Source organism: Halomonas organivorans (genome assembly GCF_014192055.1).
Lineage (GTDB): Bacteria > Pseudomonadota > Gammaproteobacteria > Pseudomonadales > Halomonadaceae > Halomonas > Halomonas organivorans.
The window spans coordinates 73,748-96,932 of sequence record NZ_JACHXM010000013.1 but is presented as its reverse complement, the minus strand read 5'-3'; the positions used below and the strand labels follow the sequence as shown (position 1 = coordinate 96,932).

Genomic DNA, 23,185 nt, shown 5'->3' with positions numbered 1-23,185 from the left:
CCGCTGGTGCTCGAGTGGTCGTCGCGGCGGGTAATCCGCCAGGTAAGGAAGGCCACCAGTCCCGTGAAGAACAGGAAGGAGGCGAGCGTGAGGGCGTGCATGACATGGCTCCTGGCTCGAGAGAATGGGACACCGGCATGGCGCCGGCAAAATGTCTGACATTTATACGCGAAGTCTAGCGCCTTGACGGCGGCGCGTCATGCTCCTTTGGTCCAATAGTCCCCGACCGACGGACTTGCCAGGCCCTGCACGAGGAACAACAATACCCCTTTCGATTCTTTCCTGGAGACCACCCATGCGCTGGATCGCCGCTTCCGCCGCCGCCTTCGCCCTGTTCGCCCAGGGTGCGGCGGCCGATACCTTCCGCTTTACCGCCATTCCCGATGAGGACCAGTCGCGCCTGGTCGAACGCTTCTCCAAGGTGGCGGACTACCTCGAGGAGCGGCTGGGCGTCGAAGTGGAGTATGTGCCGGTGAAGTCCTATGGCGCCGCGGTCACCGCCTTCCGCAACGACCAGGTTCAGCTGGCCTGGTTCGGCGGCCTCTCCGGCGTCCAGGCGCGTCGCCTGGTACCGGGCTCCCGGGCGCTCGCCCAGGGCGCCGAGGACGCCGCCTTCAAGACCTACTTCATTGCCCACGAATCCACCGGCCTGGAAGCCGGCGACGAGCTTCCCGATGCCGTCGAGGACATGAGCTTCACCTTCGGCTCGCGGACCTCCACCTCCGGCCGCCTGATGCCCGACTACTATCTGCGCCAGCGCTTCAGCGAAGCCCCGGACGAGATCTTCTCGCGGGTCGGTTTCTCCGGCGACCACTCGCGCACCATCGCGCTGGTCGAGGCCGGCACCTACCAGTTGGGCGCGGTCAACTATGCGGTGTGGGATGCCGCGGTGGAGGACGGACGCGTCGACACCGATCAGGTACAGGTGATCTGGTCCACCCCGACCTACCCGGACTACCAGTGGACGCTGCGCGGCGACGCCGACGAGCGCTTCGGCGAAGGCTTCTCCGACGAGGTGCGCAAGGCCCTGCTCGAGATGAAGAACCCGGAACTCCTCGACAGCTTCCCGCGTTCGGCCTTCATTCCCGCCGACAACGCCATGTACGCGCCGATCGAGAACGTGGCGGAAGAGCTCGGCCTGCTGCGCTGATGGCGCCGACAGAACACACGCACGAGACCCTGCTGGCCCTGGACGGCGTCGACCTGGGCCACGGGTCGCAGGTGGTGCTGCCGGGCCTGAGTCTGCGCCTGGCACGCGGCGAGCGTATTGCCCTGCTCGGCCCCAGCGGCGCCGGCAAGTCGACGCTGCTGGCCGCCCTGCGCGCCCGGCTCGGCGCCACCGCCGCCTGGTGTCCCCAGCACCATGGCCTCGTGCCGGGGCTCGCGGTCTACCACAACGTCTACATGGGGCGGCTCGCCGAACGCTCGGCGCTGGCCAACCTGTGGAACCTGGTGCGCCCGCTGCGCGGCCCCTGGCGCGAAGTGACGGAACTGTGCGAACTGCTCGGCCTGGAGGGACTGATGCGTCGCCCCGTGGGCCAGCTGTCCGGCGGCCAGCGCCAGCGCACCGCCATCGCCCGGGCGCTTTACCAGGGCCGTGAAGTGTTCCTCGGCGACGAACCGGTGGCCAGCGTCGACCCGCATCAGGCCCTGCGCCTGCTGGGGCTGATAGAGGAGCGCCACGCCACCACCGTGGTCGCCCTGCACCAGCGCGAGCTGGCCCTCTCCCACTTCGATCGCGTGTGGGGCCTGCGCGACGGCCGGCTGGCCATCGATGCCCCGGCCTCGGCGCTGAGCCTCGCCGATCTCGACGCTCTCTATCCCGATGCCGAGGCAACGTCGTCGGGCACCGATCGCCACGACGCCGAGCCGGCAGCGCCCTCGCCGGAGGCCCTGCCCTGCTCCCGGGGACGCGCATGAGCGAGGCCACCCTGCCCCGCCGACCGGCCTGGCTGGCCGGCCGTGCCACGGGACCGCGCCTGGCCCGCCACACCCTGACGCTGGTGGCACTGGCCGTGCTGCTGCTGCCGCTGGCCGACCTGTCGGTGGTGACCCGCGACCCGTGGACGGAGCTCGGCCGCATGCTCCAGGGCCTGGCCTGGCCGGACTTCGCCGGCGTGGAATCGCCCTTCCGTGCGTTAGGGCTGACCGTGTCGGTGGCGCTGTGGGGCACGCTGGCCGGGGTGGTGCTGGGCTTTCCCCTGGCGCTGGTGTTCACCCGCTCGCGGCTGGTGCGGGCCGGCTGCGCCTTCGTGCGGGCCATCCACGAGCTGTTCTGGGCGCTGCTGTTCCTGCAGGTCTTCGGCCTCTCGGCGCTGACCGCCCTGGCGGCGCTGGCGATTCCCTATGCCGGCATCTTCGCCAAGGTGTTCGCCGAGATCCTCGAGCAGACCCCACGCGCGCCAGCCGACGCCCTGCCTCCCGGGGTCGGCCGACTGTCGCGGTTTCTCTACGCCGAACTGCCGCTGGCCTGGACCCAGCTCGCCGCCTATACCCGCTACCGCTTCGAATGCGGCCTGCGCGCCAGCGTGCTGCTGGGCTTCGTCGGCCTGCCGACGCTGGGCTTCCAGCTCGAGACCGCCTTCCGCGAAGGCCGCTACCCGGAAGCCGGCGCCCTGCTGTGGTGCTTCTACCTGCTGATCGCCACCCTGCCCTGGTGGAGCCACCGGCGGCTGGTGCCGCTGCTGATCATCGGCGGCGCCTTCCTGCTCGGCCCATGGCCGGCGGTGGATGGCGGACTGCTGTGGCGCTTCGTCAGCCAGGACCTGTGGCCCGCGCCGCTGCTCGCGGGCGACTGGGCCGGGCTGGTCGAGTGGTTCGCCAGTATCCCGGATCTCGGCCCGGCCATCGGCAATACTCTACTGCTGGCCCTGCTCGGCACCGTCGGCGCACTGCTGGTGGCCATGGCCCTGTGGCCGCTGGCCAGCCGCCACTTCGGCAATCCGGCGAGCCGGCTGGCCGGCCGTGGGCTGCTGATCCTGTTGCGCTCGACGCCGGAGCTGATGCTGGCCTTCGTCTTCCTGCTGCTGCTCGGCCCCTCGCTGCTGCCCGCCTGGCTGGCGCTGGCGCTGCACAACGGCGCGCTGATCGCCTTCCTGGCCGCCCGCCATGCCGACGCCCTGGAGCCCGGCATGCCGGGGCTGCCGGCCTCGGGCCGACTGGCCTACGAGCTGCTGCCACGGATCTATCCCAGCCTGCTGGCACTGCTCTACTATCGCGCCGAGGTGATCCTGCGCGAGACGGCAATCCTCGGCATGCTGGGCATCGCCACCCTGGGCTACTACATCGACGAGAACTTCCAGTACCTGATGTTCGACGTGGCTGCCTTCCTGCTGCTGGTGACCGCCGGGCTCAACATCGCCGTGGACTCGCTGTCTCGACGGCTCAGGCCCCGGGAGGCACCGCTCGAGGACCCTTGTCTGCGCTGATTGCCGTTAGGGCAACGAAAAAGGCCGACGCACCATGCGTCGGCCTTTTGCTTGCCGGGGCTCGGTCGACGACCGGCTCAGGCGTCCTTCACCAGGGCGGTGACGGTCACTTCCACCTTGAGCTCATCGGAGGGCATCGGCGCACAGACGCAAGTCCGGGCCGGTGCATGACCCTCGGGCACCCAGGCGTCCCAGACCGCGTTCATGGCCGCCACGTCGCCGCCGTCCTTGAGGTAGACGGTGGCGCTGAGCAAGTGCTCGCGGTCGGAACCGATCTCGGCCAGCAGGGCGTCCACACGGGCCAGCATGCTCTCGGTCTGCTCGGTGATGTCGCCCTGGCGTGCCTCGGGGCCGGCCACCTGACCGCACAGGTAGGCCACACCGTTGTGGATCACGGCGCGGCTCATGCGCGCCTTGGTATCATGTCGCTGGATGGTCATGGGGATCGCTCCTGACGATGAAAGAGAACGGGGGCATGATATTACCCCAGGAGATCGACAATACATCGTGTAAATATTTCAAATGTATGCATTTAAACAGGAAGATAAATTTATATTTTTCATACATGCAGGATAAACGACCACCCAACCCCTGCCTGACATCACCCAAGTGACGCGGTCCCGTCGCCGGCTACGCCACCGCCTGGCGCAGCACGCCCTGGGCCAGCCACCAGCCGCCGATCAACAGCGCCAGCATGCCCGCCAGGACCAGCGAAAAGGAGGCCCCCAGGTCCAGGGCCACGCCCAGCACCGCGGGAGCGATGCCGGTGGAGAAGACCATGGCCGCGCTCAGGGTGGCCCGCACCCGCCCCAGGTTCTCGGGCCCCCAGAGGCGCACCAGCAGGCTGGTGGCAATGGACTCCTGTGAGCCCATCGCCAGCCCGCCGCCGACCATCAACGCCCAGACCGCCAGCGGGCCGCCCTGGGTGAGGGCCAGCACCAGCCCGAGGGCGAAGGGCAGCAGGTAGAGCCGGGCCAGGCGCACCGGCCCCAGGCGATCCACCCAGTGGCCGCCAAGCAGCGCCCCGGGCAGCTTGGCCAGGCCCATGCCGGTCAGCGCCAGCGAATACACCGCCAGCGAGCTGTCCATGGCCGAGGTCAGCTGCGCCTGGTAGATGAACAGCCCGGTCATGGCGACCGGCAGCGTCATCAGCAACGGCAGCAGGCGCCAGAAGCGCGCGTCGCGAAACGGCCTCGGCCCCCGCGATGCCGCCCCCCGCTCCGGCCGCGTGCGCGGTGCCGACGGCCAGGGGGCGGCCCATAGCGACATGCCCCACAGCACGGCAAGCCCCGCGGCGAGCGCCCACCACAGCTCGCGCCAGCCGAGCCACACCAGCAGCCCCGCGACCAGCGGCGGCAGCAGGGTTTCGCCGAGCATCAGCCCCATGCCGGCGAGTCCCAGGGCCCGGCCGCGCAGGGCCTCGAACTCGCGCCCGGCCAGGGTATTGCCGAGGTGGCTCATCATGCCCTGTCCGCAAAGCCGCACCAGCCCCAGGCCCAGCACGCCGAGCGGCCACCAGGGCGAGGCGGTCAGCAGCAGGATGCCGATGCCCAGCGCCGACAGGATCGCCAGGGCGAAGCGACGCGGCGCCACCCAGTCGATGCTGGGCCCCAGGCGCAGCACGGCGAAACCGGCGACCAGGGTGACCAGCGAATAGGCGGTGCCGAACTCTCCGGCGCTGAAGCCGAGCCGTTCGGCGATCGGGGCCTGGAAGAGGCCGATGAAGAAGCTCTGGCCCAGGCTCGACGAGAACATCGCCAGAAAGGCGATGCCCAGCAGTCCCCGATGGTCCTTCAGCAGGGTGCGATAGCTCATGGGGTTCTCCCTGAACGGGGTGACACAAAAAGGCCCCGCCATGGCAGGGCCCGAACGAGCGAAACGCGGCTCAGCGCAGCAGCAGCACCGGCACGCTGGCCCGACGCAGCATCGCGGTGGTGGTACTCCCCACCAGCAGATGGCGAATCCGCGAGTGGCCGTAGGCGCCCATCACCACCAGGTCGATGTCGTGCTGTTCCTTGTAGACGCGCAGCGTCTCCTCCACGTCGCCGGCACGAATCGCGCCCTCGGCCTCGTGGCCGGCCTCGCGCAGGGTGGAAAGCGCCCAGTCGAGCTGGGAACGGTTGTCGCCGGTCTCGGCGCCGACGATCACCACATGGCAGGGAATGCCGCTGAACAGCGGGCTGCGGGCCAGCAGCTCGACGCCCTTGCGGGTAGTGTTGCTGCCATCGAAGGCGATCATCACCTTCTGCGGACGCTGGAAGGTCTCCGGCACCATCAGGATCGGGCGGTGCAGGCTGCGCACCACCCGCTCGAGACTGGACCCCAGGTGTTCGCTGTCCTGATGGGCGCTGCCGCCGCGCTTGCCAAGCACCAGCAGGCGAATGTCCTCCTCCAGTTCGGCGAGCGTTTCCACCAGGGTACCGTTGCGCTGGCGGCTGCCAGGCTCGCCGACGCCATCCTCGACGGCACGCTCCTTGGCCGCCTTGAGCATCAGCCGGCCCTGCTCCTGGGCGACCTTGGCGCGCTGCTCGTCCAACTGCGAGAGCTCCTCGAGCAGGTGCTCCCGGGAACCCAGTCCGATGTTGCCGGAGAGGTCCGCCTCGGCGGTCTGGGGATGGTTGTCGACCACGTGCAGGAAGGTCAATGGCGCCTCGAGCGCCAGACTGGCCCAGGCCGCGTAGTCGCAGACGCCTTCGGAAAACTGCGAGCCGTCGATGGCGGCCATCACCTGTTCTGTCATCTGTCTGTCCTGAAGCTGGCGTGGATTGTGTCGCTTCCGTTCGTTCTACACCATCGCGACCGCCCCGTCACAGGGGCGGCCGGCAGCGAGCGGTCAGTGGCCGCCCATCAGCTTCTCGACGGCTGCCGGATCGTCGTGGATGGCATAGCGGTCGACGATGGTGGCGCTCGCCTCGTTGAGGCCGATCAGTTCGACCTCGGTGCCCTCGCGGCGGAACTTGATCACTACCCGGTCCAGGGCCTGGACGGCGGTGATGTCCCAGAAGTGCGCGCGGGACAGGTCAATGGTGACCTTCTCCACACTTTCCTTGAAGTCGAAGGCCCGGCCGAAGCGCTCGGAAGAGGCGAAGAACACCTGGCCCACCACTTTGTAGACGCGACGTTGGCCGGCATCGGCCTCCTCGACGCCGATGTAGAGGATATTGCCGACCTTGTTGGCGAAGAACAGCGCCGCCAGCAGCACGCCGACGAACACGCCCATGGCCAGGTTATGGGTGCTGACCGTGACCGCCACGGTGGCCAGCATCACGATGTTGGTGGACAGCGGATGCTTCTTCAGGTCGCGGATCGAGGTCCAGCTGAAGGTGCCGATGGAGACCATGATCATCACCGCCACCAGCGCCGCCATGGGAATCTGCGACACCCAGTCGGAGAGGAACACCACCATGATCAGCAGCATCACGCCGGCGAACAGGGTGGAGAGGCGACCGCGGCCGCCGGACTTCACGTTGATCACCGACTGCCCGATCATCGCGCAGCCCGCCATGCCGCCGAGCAGGCCGGTGCCGATGTTGGCCAGGCCCTGCCCCTTGCACTCGCGGTTCTTGTCGCTCTCGGTGTCGGTCAGGTCATCGACGATGGTGGCGGTCATCATCGACTCCAGCAGGCCCACCACGGTGAGCATGATGGCGTAGGGGAAGATGATCGACAGGGTCTCGAGGTTGAGCGGCACGTCCGGCCACAGGAACACCGGCAGGGTATCGGGCAGCTCGCCCATGTCACCCACGGTGTTGATGTCGAGGCCGGTGATCATGGCCACGGCGGTCAGCACCAGGATACACACCAGCGGCGACGGCAGCGTCTTGCCGATCACCGGCACATAGGGGAACAGGTAGATGATGCCCAGCCCCGCCGCGGTCATGGCATACACATGCCAGGTCACGTTGGTCAGCTCCGGCAGCTGCGCCATGAAGATCAGGATCGCCAGGGCGTTGACGAAGCCCGTCACCACCGAGCGCGAGACGAAGCGCATCAGGTCCGCCAGGCGCAGGTAGCCGGCAACGATCTGCAGCGCGCCGGTGAGCAGGGTGGCGGCGAACAGATACTGGAGCCCGTGCTCCTTGACCAGGGTGACCATCAGCAGCGCCATGGCACCGGTGGCCGCCGAGATCATGCCCGGCCGACCGCCGGCAAAGGCGATGATCACCGCCATGGAAAAGGAGGCGTAGAGGCCGATCTTGGGATCGACGCCGGCGATGATCGAGAAGGCGATCGCCTCGGGGATCAGCGCCAGGGCGACGACGATGCCCGACAGGAGATCGCCCTTGATGTTGGAGAACCAGTCTTGCTTGAGGGATCGAGTCATGCTGCGGTCCAGTCGAGTGTGGTGTGTTGGGCCAATGAGGCGCGTCAGGGTCGTGTCGTGCGCCACCCCTGCCGACATCGCCGGGATGCCGAGGCCAAGGCGTCTCGAACGCATCGTGGCGCGTAAAGGATGCCGTCGCGCTTGTAGAACGCCGTGGCGCTTGTCGAAAGAGGCTGGCAGTACAAGGCGGGCGCGGGACGCCCAGGACATCGAGACGATGCCCGGCCGCGATGACATCGTGACGACGTCATCGCGGCCCGAATTCGGGAGGGAAATGCTAGGGCGGAGTCATCAGCCCTGAACGGAGGGTCATCACGGTGTATCGGTTCCCTTGCACTGAATCGATGGGGCATGGTGCGGCGCTGGCCACCCCGCCGGAAGCGCGAGAGTCTATCAGACGCACTGCCCCGCTGCATCCTGCGGCCATGCCGCAGGGCTATCGTGCAGGGCTATCGCGCCAGGGCTATCGTCCCCGCGACATGGCGAGAGGCGTCGAGACGGATCGTGGCAAGGCATGCCGCGGCGGGGCCTTGGTGCGGCATCGCCAAGCTGTCCCGAGTGCGATACCAGGAATCCGTGCCTCCCGGGCTCATCGTTCGTCCTTGTCGCTCCCCGAGCCGCCCATCGCCTTGAAGGCCTTGAGCAGGTCCATCGGCATGGGGAATACCACGGTCGAGCTCTTGCTGCCCATGTCCGCCATGGTCTGCAGGTAGCGCAGCTGCAGGGCGGCAGGATTCTCGGACAGGATATGGGCGGCCTCGACCAGCTTCTTCGACGCCTGCAGCTCGCCCTCGGCATGGATCACCTTGGCGCGCCGCTCGCGCTCCGCCTCGGCCTGGCGGGCGATGGCGCGGATCATGCTCTCGTCCAGGTCGACGTGCTTGATCTCCACGTTGGCCACCTTGATGCCCCAGCCCTCCGCGGAGGCGTCGATGATTTCCTGGATGTCGTCGTTGAGCTTGTCGCGCTCGGAGAGCATCTCGTCCAGGTCGTGCTTGCCGAGCACCGAGCGCAGGGTGGTCTGGGCCAGCTGGCTGGTGGCGTTGACGAAGTGCTCGACCTGGATGATCGCCTTCTCCGGATCCACCACCCGGAAGTAGAGCACGGCATTGACCTTGACGGTGACGTTATCCTGGGAGATCACGTCCTGCTCGGGCACGTCCATGGTGATCACCCGCAGGTCGACCACCTGCATCTTCTGGATGCCGGGGATGATGATGAACAGCCCCGGCCCCTTCACCGCCTGGAAGCGGCCCAGGAAGAACACCACGCCGCGCTTGTACTCCGGCAGGATGCGGATCGAAGCCGCGATCAGCATCAGCAGCAGGACGAGCGGCACGAGATAGGAAATCATCATGGCGTATCTCCTCGAGAGTGTCGGCCGGTGCCACCGGCCTCAGGACCTTGCCTCCAGCGGTTCGACCTCGACGGTGAGCCCGTCGATGCCGACCACCCTGACTGCCTGCCCGTTGCTGACGGTCATCCGGCTACGGGCATTCCAGCGCTCGCCGCGCAGGCGCACATGGCCGTCGCCCTGGAAGTCTTCCAGGGCCACGGCCTCGACGCCCAGCAGCTCCTCCTGACCGGTGCGGACCGGCCGTCGGCGCAGCCCCAGGAAGCGGGTCATGACCCACAGCATCAGGCCCGCCGCCACCAGGGCGATGCCGCCGATCAGCGGCAGCGAGATGTTCAGGGTGTCCGCATCCATCAGCATCACCGATCCGATCACGAAGGCCACGATACCGCCGATGCCCAGTATTCCGAAGCTGGGCATCAGCGCCTCGCCGACGATCAACGCCAACCCGACCAGGACCAGCGCCAGGCCGGCATAGTTAACGGGTAGCACCTGGAAGGCGAACAGCGCCAGCAGCAGGCAGATGACGCCGATGGTGCCGGGCACCAGGCTGCCGGGATTGGCGAGCTCGAAGATCAGGCCATAGAAGCCGATGATCATCAGGAAGTAGGCCACGTTGGGGTCGGTGATCACCGCCAGCAGCCGGGTGCGCCAGTCGGGATCGAAGCGCTCGACGGCGAGATCCGCGGTGTCCAGGACGAGGGTCCCGCTCCCCATCACCACCTCGCGGCCGTCGAGCTGGTCGAACAGGTCGTCGAGGTCGGTGGCCAGCACGTCGATGACATTCTGTTCCAGCGCCTCCCGAGCGGTGAGGTTGACCGCCTCGCGCACCGCCGCCTCGGCCCAGTCGGCGTTGCGGCCGTGGCGCTCGGCCAGCGAGCGGATATAGGCCACGGCGTCCTCGAGCACCTTGCGTTCCATGGCGGTCTCGCCGCGCCGCTTGTCCGAGGCGTCGAGCGGCTGCCCCTCGGCATCGGCCGCCTCCGAGCCGGTGGATGGCTCGGCGGCGGACTTGTCCTTGCCGCCGCTGGAAGCCCCATCGCCCTGGTCCGCGCCCTCCCCCTGGTCGTCCGGCGTTTCCGGCTCGCCGGTGCCGGGCAGCCCGCCCCCACCGCCGATCTGCACCGGCGTCGCCGAGCCCAGATGGGTGGCCGGCGCCATGGCCGCCACATGGCTGGCATACAGCAGGTAGGTGCCGGCACTGGCCGCCCGAGCGCCGGCGGGAGACACGTAGAAGGCCACCGGCACCTCGGAGGCCAGCATCGCCGAAATCATGTCGCGCATGGCGGCGTCGAGGCCGCCGGGGGTATCCATCTGCACCACCACCAGCCGGGCCTCACGCTCGGCGGCGAGCTCCAGGCCACGCTGGAAGTAGTCGCTGGTCGCCGGCCCGATGGCGCCGTCGAGGGTCATCACCAGCGCCATGCCGCGCTCCTGCTGTGCCGTCGCCTGCCAGGCGGAAAAAGCCCCCAGCAGCAGGCAGGCCAGGCTAAACCCGAGGAGGATACGCCGCCGGCTACGCGATCGGGACATTCTCATGGCGCCTCCCTACGGCCCCGGGCGGGGCCGGTTGCACGTGCCGGGCGCGGTGATGCGAATCAGGCGCCCGGGCGAACGCCGGGGTTCGTCGCCAGGACATCGGCGCGAATCACCTGCTGCTCGGCAATCAGCTCGTTGACCACGGCCCGGCTGGCCCGGTAGTGCGGCGTTTCCTTATGGGCCGCCAAGGCCTGCTGATCAGTGTAGATCTCGTAGAGGTGGAAGAGGTCGGGACTGTCGCGGTCCTCGATCACATCGAAGGCGTGGCAGCCGGGCTCGTCGCGCACCGAAGCCTCGGCATTGGGGAGCATGGCTTCCAGGAAGCGTTCGCGGTTACCGGGTTTCAGGCGGGTCTGGACGATGATGCAGTACATGGCGCTCTCCTCGAATGCAGCAAGGCATGGTTGTGAAATGATCCATTTTATGGAAACATTTTCCAATTGATTACTGAACCCCCTCGCGTGAAGGAGGCTCCATGCAACGTCCCGCGCCGTTCAACGGCATGCGCCATATCGCCCTGCAGGTTCAGGACCTGGAAGCCTGCGAACGCTTCTACGTCGACGTCCTGGGCATGTCGGTGCTGCGTCGAGCCCATCAGGACCTGGTCTACCTGACGCTGGGCAACGACAACTTCTCGCTGGCCCGCGCCAAGGCCGATACCGGCGGCGAGCCGCAGCGCCTGGACCACTTCGGCTTCGTGGTCGACGAACGCGACGACGTGGACGCCTGGCACGACTACCTGCAGGCCCAAGGGGTCGAGGTGGTCCGCGGCCCCCACGACCACGCCGATGGCGGGCGCAGCCTCTACTGCAAGGACCCCGACGGCAACACCGTCCAGCCGCTCTACCACCCGAGCGTCTCCGGCCAGCGGCTGCGCTGAGCCCCGCTTCTCTCTCGTGGCGGCCCCGGCCGCCGCACCCAACGGCATGCCCGCCATGCTGACTCGTTAGGCGCCACCGATCCGGTGGCGCCCTTTTTCTTGCCCGCCAAGCGGTTATCATCGGAACCTGAGGCAGACGTGCGCCGAGATCTATGCTGAGAGTCTCGGCGCGGTCGCGCGGCATCCGTCGGTAAGGCAAACGGCCCGGCGGCGACTCCCTGCCAAGAGCGATAACCACAAGGATTGCCGATGCCCACGACCACGGTCGACACCGACCGACATGCCCCGCCCCCGCTGCTCGACGCCCTGGCTCGCGCCCTGAAGCGCGCCGGCGAGTTCGAGCGCGTCGGCGGCTTGACGCCGATGGCCGATACCGGCCTGGCCCATCGTCACGTGTGGATACGCCACGCGGACGGCGACCGGGTGGCACGGATCCCCAAGCAGAGCCAGATGCGCCTGACGGCCGAGGACAACCTTGCCTACCAGGCGGCCTGCTTCGCCAGGGCCGCCGCCGGGGGCAACACCCCGGTGCTCCATGGCGTGCTGCCGCCGGACGACGACCTGCCACGCGGCGCCCTGCTGGTCGAGGCCATCGAGGGTCGTCCGGCCCGCCTGCCGGACGACCTGCCGGCCATTGCCCGCACCCTCGCCAGCCTGCATCGGCTGCCGCTGCCGGCGGCGGGAGATCAGGCGCCGCTGCTGGCCCCCGCCGACCCCTGGCAGGCCATGCGCGACGAGGTGCTCGGCCAGGCAGAGGCCCTGCCTGAGGCGGGGCTCGCCCCACAGGCCCGTGCGCTGATCGAGGCCCAGCTGCAGGCGCTGCCGTCGCGGCTGCCGGGCGCCGACAGGATGACGACCCTGATCAGCTTCGATGCCCATCCCGGCAACTTCCTGATCGATGCCGGCGGCCGCGCCGTGCTGGTCGACCTGGAGAAGTGTCGCTACGGCCTGCCGGGCTTCGACCTGGCCCACGCCAGCCTCTACACCTCCACCACCTGGGATCCGCTCAGTCGGGCGATACTCGACGCAGGCCAGGTCATGGACTTTCACGCCGCGTGGCGATGCGCCATGGGGTCGGCCGGCGACGACCATGCCGATACGGCGTTGCTGGCCTGCCGCCGCGCCATGTGGCTATGGTCGCTGACCTGGTGCGCCAAATGGCGTCGCTCGCATCGCCGAGCCCCGGACGCCGCTCGCTCGGGTGAAGACTGGTCCGCCGCGCTCAGCGAGGACGCGCTTGTCGCCCATGTCCGCGAGCGGGTCGAACACTATCTGGCTCCGGCGACCCTGCGCCGGGTCATCGAGGAGTTCGACGCCCTCATGCCCGCCACTCACTGCACAGGACGACCGTGATGCCTTCTCGTTCCCCGCTGCGACATGCGGCCCACGCGCTGCTCGCTCCCCTGCTGGCCTTGACGACGCTCGGCACGGCCATGGCCGAAGAGGCGCCGCTCCCCGAGGACTGGGCCGATATCGAGGCCCTGGCTCGCGGCCAGACCGTGTACTGGAATGCCTGGGGCGGTGACGCCGCCACCAATCGCTATATCGACTGGGCCGCCGGGCGCCTGGCCGAGCAATTCGGCGTGGAGGTGGTGCACGTCAAGCTCGACGACACCGCGGCCGCGGTGTCGCGGGTGATCGCCGAGAAATCGGCCGGCAACGTCGACGACGGCGCCATCGACCTGGTATGGATCAACGGCGAGAACTTCGCCGCCATGAAACGTCACGACCTGCTGTTCGGACCCTTCGCCTCGCGCCTGCCCAATCTCGCGCTGACCGCCCCGGACGAACACCCCGAGGTGCGTACCGACTTCACGCTGCCCACCGACGGCTTTGAAGCGCCCTGGGGCAAGGCCCAGTTGACCTTCTACTACGACGCCGATCGCGTCGAGGCGCCACCCGGCGGCATGATCGAGCTCCTCGACTGGGCGCAGACCCATCCCGGGCGCTTCACCTACCCGCTGGTGCCCGACTTCCTGGGCAGCACCTTCCTCAAGCAGGCGCTGATCGAGCTGGTGGAGGACCCGAGCGTGCTCGCCGAGCCGACGGATGGCCACGATGTCGAGGCACTGACCGCCCCACTGTGGGAGTTCCTGGATGCCCTGCATCCCTACCTGTGGCGCCGGGGACGCGACTTCCCCGCCAGCGGCCCGCAGCTCAAGCGGCTGATGGGTGACGGGGAGCTGTCGCTGGCCTTCACCTTCAACCCCTCGGAGCCCGCCGCCGCAGTGGCGGCCCGTCAGCTGCCGCCCAGCACTCGCAGCTACGTGCTCGACGGTGGCACCCTGGGCAACGTGCACTTCGTGGCGATCCCCTTCAACGCCGCCCACAAGGCCGGCGCCCTGGTGCTGGCCAACTTCCTGCTCTCGCCGGAAGCCCAGGCCCGCAAGCAGGACATCGACATCTGGGGCGATCCCACGGTACTCGACATGACCAAGCTGACCTCCGAGCAGCGGGCGGCCTTCGACAGCGAGGACGATCACCCCGCCCGGCTGCCCCCGGACGCCATGGGCAAGCTGCTCCCGGAACCCCATCCCAGCTGGATGGAGGCCCTGGAGGCCGGCTGGCGCGAGCGCTATGCCGACGATGGCTGAGCCCTGCCGCCGGGCACGAGCCAGCGCCGCATGACCCTGTTCGAGACCACGGTTCGCCTGGTGCCGCGCCTCACTCTGCTGCTGCTGATCGTTCCGGTGGCGGCAGGACTGGCCGGCGTGGTGGCGCCGGCCTTCGGCTGGCTGCCGGCGCTGGGCGGCGAGCGCTGGACCCTGGCCCCCTGGCGGGCGCTGGCGCAGGCCCCCGGCCTGCCCGACATGCTGCGCCTGAGCCTGGTCACCGGGCTTGCCAGCAGCCTGGCGGCACTGGCTATCGTGGTGCTGTTCCTGGGCGCCTTCCTCGACAGCCGCCTCTTCCACCTGGTGCGGCGGCTGCTCTCGCCGCTGCTGGCGGTGCCGCATGCCGCCGCCGCCATCGGCCTGGCCTTCCTGCTGGCGCCCTCCGGGCTTGCCAGCCGGCTGATCTCGCCCTGGGCGAGCGGCTGGACGCAGCCGCCAGACTACCTGTTTCCCGGCGACCCGGCGGGGCTCGCGCTGATCGCCGGGCTGGTGCTCAAGGAGGTGCCCTTCCTGCTGCTGATGAGCCTCGCCGCCCTGCCCCAGTGCCAGGCCGCCGAGCGACTGCAGGTCGCCCGGGCGCTGGGCTACGGTCGGCTCAACGCCTTCACCAAGGCCGTGCTGCCGGGGCTCTATCCGCTGATCCGCCTACCGGTCTATGCGGTCATCGCCTTCGCCACCTCGACGGTGGAAGTGGCGATGATCCTGGGGCCTTCGACGCCTCCGACACTAGCGGTGACGGTGGTGAGATGGCTCGGCGATCCCGACCTGGCGCTGCGCTTCCAGGCCTCGGCCGCCGCCCTGCTGCAGCTCGGCGTCACCGCGCTGGCGCTGCTGATGTGGTGGCTGACCGAACGCCTGGTGGCATGGCTGGCGGCCGGCTGGCTGGAGAATGGCCAACGCCGCCGCGGCGAGCGCCTCGGCCGCGGATTCGGCGCGGGGCTCACCGGGCTGGCGATCCTGCTGCTGGGCGCCAGCCTGGCGGGACTCGCGCTATGGTCACTGGCCGCCTGGTGGCCCTTCCCCGCCGCCTGGCCTTCGCCGATGACGCTCGACACCTGGCGGGCGGCCGCCGATACGGCGCCGAGGCCGCTCGCCCATACCGCCAGCCTGGGCCTCGCCGCCACCCTGCTCGCGGTGGCACTGACGATCGGCTGCCTGGAAGCCGAGACCCTGCGTCGCCGCGCGCTGCGTCCCGGCACCCAGCTGATTCTCTACCTGCCGCTGCTGGTGCCGCCGGTGGCCTTCCTCTACGGGCTGGTACAGCTTCAGGCCCAACTGGGGCTGACCCCCGGCTGGCCGGCGGCGGCCCTGGGCCATAGCCTGTTCGTGCTGCCCTACGTCTTCCTTTCGCTGGCCGAGAGCTACCGCCGACTCGATCCGCGCTGGGGCCAGGTCGCCGCCGCTCTGGGCGCCTCCCGGGCGCGTACCTTCTGGCGGGTACGTCTGCCCATGCTCGCCTCGCCGATCGCCGTGGCGGCAGCGGTCGGCTTCGCGGTCAGCGTCGGCCAGTACCTGCCCACCCTGCTGCTTGGCGGCGGCCGCCTGGCCACCCTGACCACCGAGGCAGTGAGCCTGGCCAGCGGCGGCGACCGTCGCCTGACCGCGGTCTATGCGCTGGGCCAGTTGGCCCTGCCGGCGCTGGGTTTCGCCCTGGCCGGCGGCCTGCCACGCCTGCTGCTTCGCCACCGCCGCCCGTCGCCATGACCCTGGAGTCCGCCATGCCCGCTCCCACGCTGATCCTCGACGACGTCGTCATCCACCACGGCCATCAGCGCCTGGTCGCGGTGGACGCACGCATCGCCGCGGGCGAAGTGCTGACCGTGATGGGGCCCTCCGGGGTCGGCAAATCGACCCTGCTGGCCCAGGTCGCCGGCTTCCTGGCCCCGGCCTTCACCGCCAGCGGGCACATCCGCCTGGGCGATGTCGACCTGACCCGACTCCCCCCGGAGCGTCGCCGGCTGGGCCTGCTGTTTCAGGACCCGCTGCTGTTTCCCCACCTCAGCGTGGGCGGCAACCTCGCCTTCGGACTGCCCGCCGTCGGCGGACGACGCAGCGAGCGACGCAGAGCGCGGCGTCGCAGGATAGAGGCCGCACTGAACGACATCGGCCTGGCCAGCTTCGCCGACCGCGACCCGACCACCCTGTCCGGTGGCCAGCGCGCCCGGGTCGCGCTGATGAGGGTGCTGCTGGCCGAACCCCGGGCGATGCTGCTCGACGAACCCTTCTCCAAGCTCGATGCGACGCTGCGCGACGAGATGCGCCGGCTGGTGTTCGCACGCATTCGTGCCCGGGGGCTGCCGACCCTGATGGTGACCCACGATCGCGAGGACGCCGAGGCGGCCGGCGGGCAGGTGATCGAGCTGGCGCCGCAGCCGCAGGGCTAATATGGAGATATATCAGGACGGACTCCGGAACGCCCCCATGGCCTCCCACTCGAATGACACCGCCGCGGCGGACGCTGCGACATCGCCAGCGCTGGCGATCATCGTGCCGACCCTCGACGAGGGCCTGACCATCGAAGCCACCCTGCGGGCCCTGGCGCCGCTTGCCGCGCGCGGCGTCGAGGTCATCGTCGTCGACGGCGGCAGTCAGGACGCGACTCGCCGCCTGGCCGCTCCGCTGGCGTCGCGGCTGGCGGCCAGCGAACGCGGGCGGGCCCGCCAGATGAACGCCGGTGCCCGGCTGACACGCGCCGGGACGCTGCTGTTCCTGCACGCCGATACCCGGCTGCCGGAGGGTGCCGATCACCTGGTCGCCGAGGCGCTCGCGGGCCGACACCGCTGGGGCCGCTTCGACATTCGCCTCAGCGGCCGTCATCCCATGCTGGCGGTGATCGCCTCCGCCATGAACCTGCGGTCGCGGCTGACCGGCATCGCCACCGGCGACCAGGCGCTGTTCATGACCCGAGCGGCCTTCGAGGCCGTAGGCGGCTTCCCGGATCAACCGCTGATGGAGGACATCGAGATATCGCGGCACCTCAAGCGGCAGTCGCCGCCGGCCTGCCTACACGCCCGAGTGACGAGCTCCGGGCGGCGCTGGGAAAACCACGGCGTATGGCGTACCGTCCGGCTGATGTGGCGCCTGCGCTGGGACTACTGGCGGGGCACGCCCGTGGCACGGCTGGCGAAGGCCTATCGCGATGCGCGCTGAGCCCCCGAGAATCGCCGTCCTCGCCAAGGCGCCGTTGCCCGGCCGGGCCAAGACACGGCTGATTCCGGCGCTGGGTGCCGCCGGCGCGGCCACCCTGCATGCGCGGCTGCTGCGCCGCACCCTGGCCGTGGCACGAGCGGCCACCGCCCCCGAACGCCTGACCCTCTGGACCGCCCTGGACCACGAGCATCCATTGTTCATCGAGCTGGCCGAGGTCCATGGCATCACCCTGGCCGCCCAGCAGGCAGGCGACCTTGGCCGGCGCATGCATCACGCCCTGGCGGCCGAGGCCGGCCCCGGCCTGGTGGTAGGCAGCGACTGCCCGGTGCTCACCCCGGCCCTGCTGCGCGACTGCTGGGCGGCGCTGGCGGAAGCCGAGGCGGTCTGCCTGCCGGCGGAGGACGGCGGCTACGGGCTGATCGGTGCGCGCGAGAGCGACCCCGCCCTGTTCGAAGGCATCGACTGGGGCAGCGCCAGCGTCATGGCCCAGACGCGAGCACGGGCGGCGGCGTTGCATTGGCGGCTGGCCTGCCCGGCACGAGTGTGGGACCTTGACCGTCCGGACGACCTGGTGCGCTTCGCCGCCCGGGAAGACGATGGACCTTGACGAGGGGAGCTCCATGTCGAGCGCCAAGCCCAACCACGATCAGGATCGCCGACAGCGCCGGCCCCCTCGCCTGCTGGCGATGCTTGGCCTGGCGATGCTCGTCCTGGCAACGCTTGGCCTGGCGATCGCGCCACTGGCGATGGCCGCCTCCCAGGGTTTCCCGCCCGCGACGATGCTCGACTGGCCGGAACGCAGCTTCGCCGGCCACACCGAGTATCGGCTGGCGACCCTCGACGGCGAGACGGTACTGGCGGCCCGGGCGCGGGGGCAGGCCTCGGCGAAATACCTCGAGCGCGACATCGAGCTGGCCGCCACGCCCTACCTCAAGTGGTGCTGGCGAGTCTCGGGCCTCTATCCCGGCCTCGACGAGCGCACCAGGGCCGGCGACGACTATCCGGCCAGGGTCTACGTGGTGCGCCGTACCGGCCTGCTGCCCTGGCAGGTCCAGTCGGTGAACTACGTGTGGTCCTCGACCCAGGCCGCCGGCACCGACTGGCCCAACGCCTTCACCGACCGGGCCCATCTGCTGGCCCTGCAGGGCGGCCCCGGGCGAGTCGGCGAGTGGGTGGCCGAGGTGCGCGACGTGCGCGACGACTATCGCCGGCTGTTCGGCGAGCGTCCCGGGCGACTCGCCGGCCTGGCGCTGATGACCGACGGCGACAACGCCGGCGGTGACGCCACCGCCTGGTTCACCGCCCTGACCCTGTCGAGCGACGCCACGCCGCCCCGCTGCCCGCGGTGAGGTCGTCTCAGGTCAGGCGATCGGCCAGGTCTTCCAGATCGGCCACGGTGAGGTCCGGCTCGATGCCCCAGGGATCGAAGGGGGCCTCCGGGCTGCGCCGCACCCAGGCCGCCCTCAGGCCGGCGTGGCGGGCCCCGATCACGTCGAAGGCATTGCTGGAGACGAGCCAGATCTCGGACGGGTCGGCCTCGAGCCGCTGACGCAGGTGGAAATAGACCGCCGGATCGGGCTTGAAGCGCTTGACCTCGTCGACGCTGACGATGTCCTCGAAGCGGTCGCGCAGCGCCGCCCCGGAGAGCAGACGGATCACCGCCTCCTGGCTGCCGTTGGAGAAGGCCACGCAGCTGATGCCGGCCTCGGCCAGGCGCGCCAGCGCCGATGGGGCCTCGGGAAAGGCCGGCAGACAGCCGTAGCGCCCCATCAGGTGATCCTTGTCGGCCTCGGACAGCCGGGTCTGGAGAGCCCGATCGATGTACTCCAGGGCCTCGCGGGTGCAGCGGACGAAGTCGACGTAGTCGCCCATCAGCCCGCGACGGAAGCTGTACTCCAGCTGCTTGTCGCGCCAGCGCCGCGAGAATTCCATCGCCTGCGCCGGCTCGGCCAGGCGCTGCTCCAGTTCGGCCACCACGCCGTGGGTATCGATCAGGGTGCCGTAGACATCGAAGGCCAGTAGCGTCGCCATGGGCGTCTCTCCTCGAAACGATGAATCTACACAGCCTGAGCCAGTGCCCGGCGCGGCACAAGTCGGATCATTGCGCCGCCAGGCGCGACAGCGCGAAGCCGGCAATGGCGGTGTCCTGGACGCCGGTGCCGGTCAGGTCGCAGACGGTGATGGTGGACGCCGACAGACGCAGCATGGCGCCTTCGGCGAGCACCCGCCCCAGCTCGTGGACCTTGAACGGCACCTCGCCCCCGGTGAAGGCCTTGAGCTCGCCGTTGGTCTCGCTCTGGGCCCGGGTATCGGCGACGAAGGCATCCGCGCGGGTCAACACCGAGGCGTCCAGCTCGCGCTTGTCGGGACTGTCCGAGCCCATGGCGGTGACGTGCACGCCCTCGGGCAGGTCGCGAGCATGCAGCAGCGGTTCCCGAGCCGGCGTGGTGGTAACGATGATGTCGGCCCGCACGCAGGCGCCGGAGACGGTCTCGTGGACCTCGACCGCCAGCCCCCGGGCGCGCAGCCGCTGGGCACAGGCCTCGGCGCCCTCGCGACGACGCGCCCAGATATCGACGCTGTGGATGTCGCGCACCAGCCGCAGCGCCTCCACCTGTCGCTCGGCCTGCTCGCCGGCGCCCAGCACCGCGACCCGGCGGCTGTCCTCCCGGGCCAGGGCCTTGGCCGCGATGGCGCCGGCCAGCGCGGTGCGCACCATGGTGAGGTATCCCTCGTCGAAGAGCACCGCCTCGACCAGGCCGGTCTTCGCCGAGAACACCATCATCAGGCCGTTGAGGCTCGGCAGGCCGAGCTTGGGATTGTCGAAGAAGCCGGGGCTGACCTTGATGGCGAAGCGCTCGGCTCCGCGGATGTGCGCGGTCTTGACGTCCACCTCGCCGTTGGCTTCCTCGATGGCCATCGACAGGATCGGCGGCTGCACCACCTCGCCGCGCCCCAGGGCGGCGAAACCGGCTTCCACCGCCGCCAGGGCCTCACGATCAATGCCGACGGCGCGTTCGATGGCATCGCGTTGGTAGAGCTGCATGACGATCTCCAGAAGGAAGAAGAAAGAGTGAAGGGTGAAGACGGAAGAGGGAAGAGGGAAGAGAAGCAGACAATGCGCCATCGCCCCAATCCCGTAGCCCGCAGCCCGTAGCCCGTAGCCCGTAGCCCGCAGCCCGCAGCCCGCAGCCCGTAGCCCGCAGCCCGTAGCCCGCAGCCCGTAGCCCGCAGCCCGTAGCCCGCAGCCCGCAGCCCGCAGCCCGTAGCCCGTAGCCCGCAGCCCGTAGCCCGAAGCCCGCAGCCTAGCGCCCCGCCATCGCCCGGGCCCGGTCGAGGGTCTCTAGCGACACGGCGTTACCGGAGAGGATCAGCGCGATCTTCTGCCCACGCACCTCGAGGCCGTGCTCGACCAGGGCCGCCAGGCCTACCGCGGCGGCACCTTCCACCAGCTGCTTCTCGTGCTCGAGAAGGTCGACCATGGCCGCGGCGATGGCGGGCTCCGAGACAGCGTAGTGGTCGTCCATCACCCGGCGCACCAGGGCGAAGGTACAGCGGTTGTCGAGGCCGATGCCGCCGCCCAGGGAATCGCCCAGGCTCTCCACTTCCTCCACGGCCACCGGATGCCCGGCGGCCAGGCTCTCGGCCATGGCCGCACCCCGCGACAGGCTGACCCCGGTGATGCGCGTCGCCGGACGGATCGCCTTGACCGCAGCGCCGATGCCGCCCAGCAGACCGCCGCCGGAGAGGCCGACGATCACCCGGTCCAGGTCGGGGACATCCTCCATCAGCTCCAGGCCGATGGTGCCCTGGCCGGCCACGACCAGCGGATCGTCGAAGGGCGGGATCAGCGTCATGCCGCGCTCTTCGACCCGGCGGGTGACCTCCTCGAAGGCGGCGTCCTGGCTGTCGCCGACGCGCACCACCTCGGCGCCCAGCGCGGCGATGGCCGCCGCCTTGTGCTCGGGCACCAGCCGCGACAGGCAGACAACAGCGGGAATCCCCAGCGTCGCGGCGGCGTGGGCCACGGCCCTGCCGTGATTGCCGGTGGAGGCGGTCACGACTCCCGCAGACAAGGCGTCCCGCCCCCGCTTTTCCAGCAGGGCAGCGATCATGTTGGTGGCACCGCGCAGCTTGAAGGCGCCGGTGGGCTGGCAGGTCTCCCACTTGAGCAGGATCTCGGCATTAAAGCGCGCCGACAGCGCCGCCGAGCGCGTCAGCGGCGTACGCACTGCCCTCCCGGCGATTCGACGCCGCGCCGCATAGCAGTCGGCCAGGCCGACTTCGGAAACGCTCGCGTTCATGTGGCATCCCCCCCCTTCTCGACATGATGACGACACCCACTCGCCTCACACAAGATCGCCGCGGGCAGGGCCCGCGGCGATGGCGCATGACACAGGGTGACCTCAGGCGGTCTGCAGCGCGCCTTCCCGCACCAGGGCGTCGGTGACCTTGCCCACCGCACGCTCGGCGCGAGCGACGATCTCGTCGACCTCGGCACGCGTGGTGGTCAGCGGCGGCGCGAAGCCGAGGATGTCGCCCTGCGGCATGGCACGGGCGATCAGGTTCTCCTCGAGCGCGGCGGCAGCGACGCGCGGGCCGACCTTGAGGCTCGGATCGAAGTGGCGGCGCAGTGCCGGATCGGCGGAGAACTCCAGCGCCGCCAGCATGCCCACGCCGCGTACGTTGCCGACGATGGGATGATCGCCGAAGGCGGCCTGCAGGCGATTCTGCAGGTAGGCGCCGGTCTCGGCGGCGTTCTGGGTCAGGCCTTCGCGCTCGATGATCGCCAGGTTGGCCAGGCCAGCGGCACAGCCAAGGGCATGACCGGAGTAGGTCCAGCCGTGACCGATCGGGCCGTATTCGCCGGTGCCCTGCTCCAGCACGCTCCAGACCCGGTCGCCGACGATGACGCCGGACAGCGGCTGATAGGCGCTGGTCAGGCCCTTGGCCACGGTGATCAGGTCAGGCTTGATGCCGTAGAGGTGGCTGCCGAAGTCGGCACCGATGCGCCCGAAGCCGCACACTACCTCGTCGGCGATCAGCAGCACATCGTACTTGGCCAGCACCGCCTGGATCTCGTCCCAATAGCCCTCGGGCGGCGGCACGATACCACCGGTGCCGAGCACCGGCTCGCCGATGAAGGCGGCCACGGTATCCGGCCCCTCGGCCAGGATCATCTCTTCGAGCTTCTGCGCGCAGTGCTTGGAGAACTCGCGCTCGGTCATGCCCTCCTGCTCGGCGGCACGATGGTAATAGTACGGCGCCTCGGTGTGCAGGATGCCGGCCATCGGCAGGTCGAACTGGTCGTGGAACGCCTTGAGCCCGGTCAGCGAGCCGGTCGCCAGGCCGGAGCCATGGTAGCCGCGCTGGCGGGAGATGACCTTCTTCTTCTGTGGCCGTCCCAGCACGTTGTTGTAGTAGCGCACGATCTTGAGCTGGGTCTCGTTGGCATCACTGCCACCGAGACCGTAATAGATCTTGGACATGCCGGGGCCGGCCAGCTCGAGGATCTTCTCGGACAGGGCGATCTGCGGTTCGTTGGAGTGGCCCACGTAGGTGTGGTAGTAGGCCATCTCGAGCGCCTGCTGGTAGATGGCCTCGGCCACCTCGGTACGGCCGTAGCCGATGTTGACGCAGTAGAGCCCGGCGAAGCCGTCGATGAACTCGCGGCCGTCCTTGTCGACGATGTGGATGCCCTTGCCGCCGGTGATCACGCGCCCCGGTGCGTCGCCATGGGCGAAGTCGCGCAGGTGGGTGGAGGCGTGGAAGGTCACCTTGCGGTCGCGATCGATCAGATCCTTGTGAGTGGTCATGCGCTTCTCCAGTAAGACTCCCCGGCTCCGCCGGGGAGGATGATATTCGGTTTCATGATGCGGTGACCCCGTGGGAGCGCTC

At 69.5% G+C, this 23,185-nt stretch carries 22 protein-coding genes; 11 read left to right on the top strand and 11 right to left on the bottom strand.

Translation table 11 applies throughout. The features are described from left to right. Nucleotides 1–295 precede the first annotated feature (295 nt). From FHR96_RS13510 to FHR96_RS13500, 3 genes are read left to right on the top strand one after another with little or no spacing between them, the layout of a single operon-like run. Entirely contained in the window at nucleotides 296–1,150 is an 855-nt protein-coding gene (locus FHR96_RS13510) for a putative selenate ABC transporter substrate-binding protein (RefSeq protein WP_183388211.1), read from the top strand. Beyond that, nucleotides 1,150–1,920 carry an ATP-binding cassette domain-containing protein gene (locus FHR96_RS13505; RefSeq protein WP_183388210.1) on the top strand — a complete coding sequence of 257 codons (771 nt, stop codon included), beginning with the start codon at nucleotides 1,150–1,152 and terminating at the stop codon, nucleotides 1,918–1,920. The genes FHR96_RS13510 and FHR96_RS13505 overlap by 1 nt, the downstream gene beginning before the upstream one ends. Further along, the gene (locus FHR96_RS13500; protein ID WP_183388209.1) at nucleotides 1,917–3,428 is read left to right on the top strand and encodes a PhnE/PtxC family ABC transporter permease; all 1,512 of its coding nucleotides are present in this window, start codon (nucleotides 1,917–1,919) and stop codon (nucleotides 3,426–3,428) included. The genes FHR96_RS13505 and FHR96_RS13500 overlap by 4 nt, the downstream gene beginning before the upstream one ends. A 77-nt stretch (nucleotides 3,429–3,505) precedes the next feature. Here FHR96_RS13500 and FHR96_RS13495 read toward each other — a convergent pair whose 3' ends face one another. The 7 genes from FHR96_RS13495 to FHR96_RS13465 all read right to left on the bottom strand — a co-directional run bounded on the left by FHR96_RS13495 (nucleotide 3,506) and on the right by FHR96_RS13465 (nucleotide 11,019). Then, nucleotides 3,506–3,868, bottom strand: a complete 363-nt coding sequence (locus tag FHR96_RS13495; protein WP_183388208.1) for a RidA family protein — start codon at nucleotides 3,866–3,868, stop codon at nucleotides 3,506–3,508. 190 nt (nucleotides 3,869–4,058) lie between these two features. Then, on the bottom strand, nucleotides 4,059–5,243 hold the full coding sequence (locus tag FHR96_RS13490; RefSeq protein ID WP_183388207.1) for an MFS transporter: 1,185 nt from the start codon (nucleotides 5,241–5,243) through the stop codon (nucleotides 4,059–4,061). 70 nt (nucleotides 5,244–5,313) lie between these two features. Continuing rightward, complete coding sequence (locus FHR96_RS13485; protein WP_183388206.1) at nucleotides 5,314–6,168, bottom strand: universal stress protein; 855 nt, start codon at nucleotides 6,166–6,168, stop codon at nucleotides 5,314–5,316. Between the two features lie 93 nt (nucleotides 6,169–6,261). Then, nucleotides 6,262–7,752 carry a SulP family inorganic anion transporter gene (locus FHR96_RS13480; protein WP_183388205.1) on the bottom strand — a complete coding sequence of 497 codons (1,491 nt, stop codon included), beginning with the start codon at nucleotides 7,750–7,752 and terminating at the stop codon, nucleotides 6,262–6,264. 589 nt (nucleotides 7,753–8,341) lie between these two features. Continuing rightward, nucleotides 8,342–9,109: a slipin family protein gene (locus tag FHR96_RS13475; protein ID WP_183388204.1), complete on the bottom strand. Its 768-nt coding sequence runs from the start codon at nucleotides 9,107–9,109 to the stop codon at nucleotides 8,342–8,344. 39 nt (nucleotides 9,110–9,148) lie between these two features. After that, a complete protein-coding gene (locus FHR96_RS13470; protein ID WP_221195824.1) occupies nucleotides 9,149–10,645 on the bottom strand; it encodes an NfeD family protein in 1,497 nt (498 codons plus the stop codon). Nucleotides 10,646–10,704: 59 nt separating this feature from the next. After that, nucleotides 10,705–11,019, bottom strand: coding sequence for a putative quinol monooxygenase (locus tag FHR96_RS13465; protein WP_183388216.1), 315 nt, complete (start codon nucleotides 11,017–11,019; stop codon nucleotides 10,705–10,707). Between the two features lie 101 nt (nucleotides 11,020–11,120). Here FHR96_RS13465 and FHR96_RS13460 point away from each other — a divergent pair, with 101 nt between their 5' ends. From FHR96_RS13460 to FHR96_RS13425, 8 genes are all read left to right on the top strand, one after another. Then, on the top strand, nucleotides 11,121–11,525 hold the full coding sequence (locus tag FHR96_RS13460) for a VOC family protein (RefSeq protein WP_183388203.1): 405 nt from the start codon (nucleotides 11,121–11,123) through the stop codon (nucleotides 11,523–11,525). Nucleotides 11,526–11,774: 249 nt separating this feature from the next. Then, on the top strand, nucleotides 11,775–12,878 hold the full coding sequence (locus FHR96_RS13455) for an aminoglycoside phosphotransferase family protein (protein ID WP_183388202.1): 1,104 nt from the start codon (nucleotides 11,775–11,777) through the stop codon (nucleotides 12,876–12,878). After that, entirely contained in the window at nucleotides 12,878–14,119 is a 1,242-nt protein-coding gene (locus tag FHR96_RS13450; protein WP_183388201.1) for an ABC transporter substrate-binding protein, read from the top strand. The genes FHR96_RS13455 and FHR96_RS13450 overlap by 1 nt, the downstream gene beginning before the upstream one ends. A gap of 30 nt (nucleotides 14,120–14,149) precedes the next feature. Further along, entirely contained in the window at nucleotides 14,150–15,841 is a 1,692-nt protein-coding gene (locus FHR96_RS13445; RefSeq protein WP_183388200.1) for an ABC transporter permease, read from the top strand. 14 nt (nucleotides 15,842–15,855) lie between these two features. Further along, nucleotides 15,856–16,521 (top strand): ATP-binding cassette domain-containing protein, encoded by a 666-nt coding sequence (locus FHR96_RS13440; protein ID WP_183388199.1) that lies wholly within the window; start codon nucleotides 15,856–15,858, stop codon nucleotides 16,519–16,521. Between the two features lie 37 nt (nucleotides 16,522–16,558). Continuing rightward, on the top strand, nucleotides 16,559–17,287 hold the full coding sequence (locus tag FHR96_RS13435; RefSeq protein ID WP_183388198.1) for a TIGR04283 family arsenosugar biosynthesis glycosyltransferase: 729 nt from the start codon (nucleotides 16,559–16,561) through the stop codon (nucleotides 17,285–17,287). Beyond that, nucleotides 17,277–17,894 (top strand): TIGR04282 family arsenosugar biosynthesis glycosyltransferase, encoded by a 618-nt coding sequence (locus FHR96_RS13430; RefSeq protein WP_183388197.1) that lies wholly within the window; start codon nucleotides 17,277–17,279, stop codon nucleotides 17,892–17,894. The genes FHR96_RS13435 and FHR96_RS13430 overlap by 11 nt, the downstream gene beginning before the upstream one ends. Nucleotides 17,895–17,907: 13 nt before the next feature. Then, the gene (locus FHR96_RS13425) at nucleotides 17,908–18,636 is read left to right on the top strand and encodes a DUF3047 domain-containing protein (RefSeq protein ID WP_246392940.1); all 729 of its coding nucleotides are present in this window, start codon (nucleotides 17,908–17,910) and stop codon (nucleotides 18,634–18,636) included. Between the two features lie 7 nt (nucleotides 18,637–18,643). Here FHR96_RS13425 and FHR96_RS13420 read toward each other — a convergent pair whose 3' ends face one another. The 4 genes from FHR96_RS13420 to FHR96_RS13405 all read right to left on the bottom strand — a co-directional run bounded on the left by FHR96_RS13420 (nucleotide 18,644) and on the right by FHR96_RS13405 (nucleotide 23,103). Beyond that, complete coding sequence (locus FHR96_RS13420) at nucleotides 18,644–19,318, bottom strand: haloacid dehalogenase type II (protein WP_183388196.1); 675 nt, start codon at nucleotides 19,316–19,318, stop codon at nucleotides 18,644–18,646. A gap of 67 nt (nucleotides 19,319–19,385) precedes the next feature. After that, nucleotides 19,386–20,333: a cyclodeaminase gene (locus FHR96_RS13415; protein ID WP_183388195.1), complete on the bottom strand. Its 948-nt coding sequence runs from the start codon at nucleotides 20,331–20,333 to the stop codon at nucleotides 19,386–19,388. 259 nt (nucleotides 20,334–20,592) lie between these two features. Then, the gene (gene eutB, locus FHR96_RS13410; protein WP_183388194.1) at nucleotides 20,593–21,591 is read right to left on the bottom strand and encodes a hydroxyectoine utilization dehydratase EutB; all 999 of its coding nucleotides are present in this window, start codon (nucleotides 21,589–21,591) and stop codon (nucleotides 20,593–20,595) included. Between the two features lie 102 nt (nucleotides 21,592–21,693). After that, a complete protein-coding gene (locus FHR96_RS13405; RefSeq protein ID WP_183388193.1) occupies nucleotides 21,694–23,103 on the bottom strand; it encodes an aspartate aminotransferase family protein in 1,410 nt (469 codons plus the stop codon). Nucleotides 23,104–23,185: the final 82 nt, after the last annotated feature.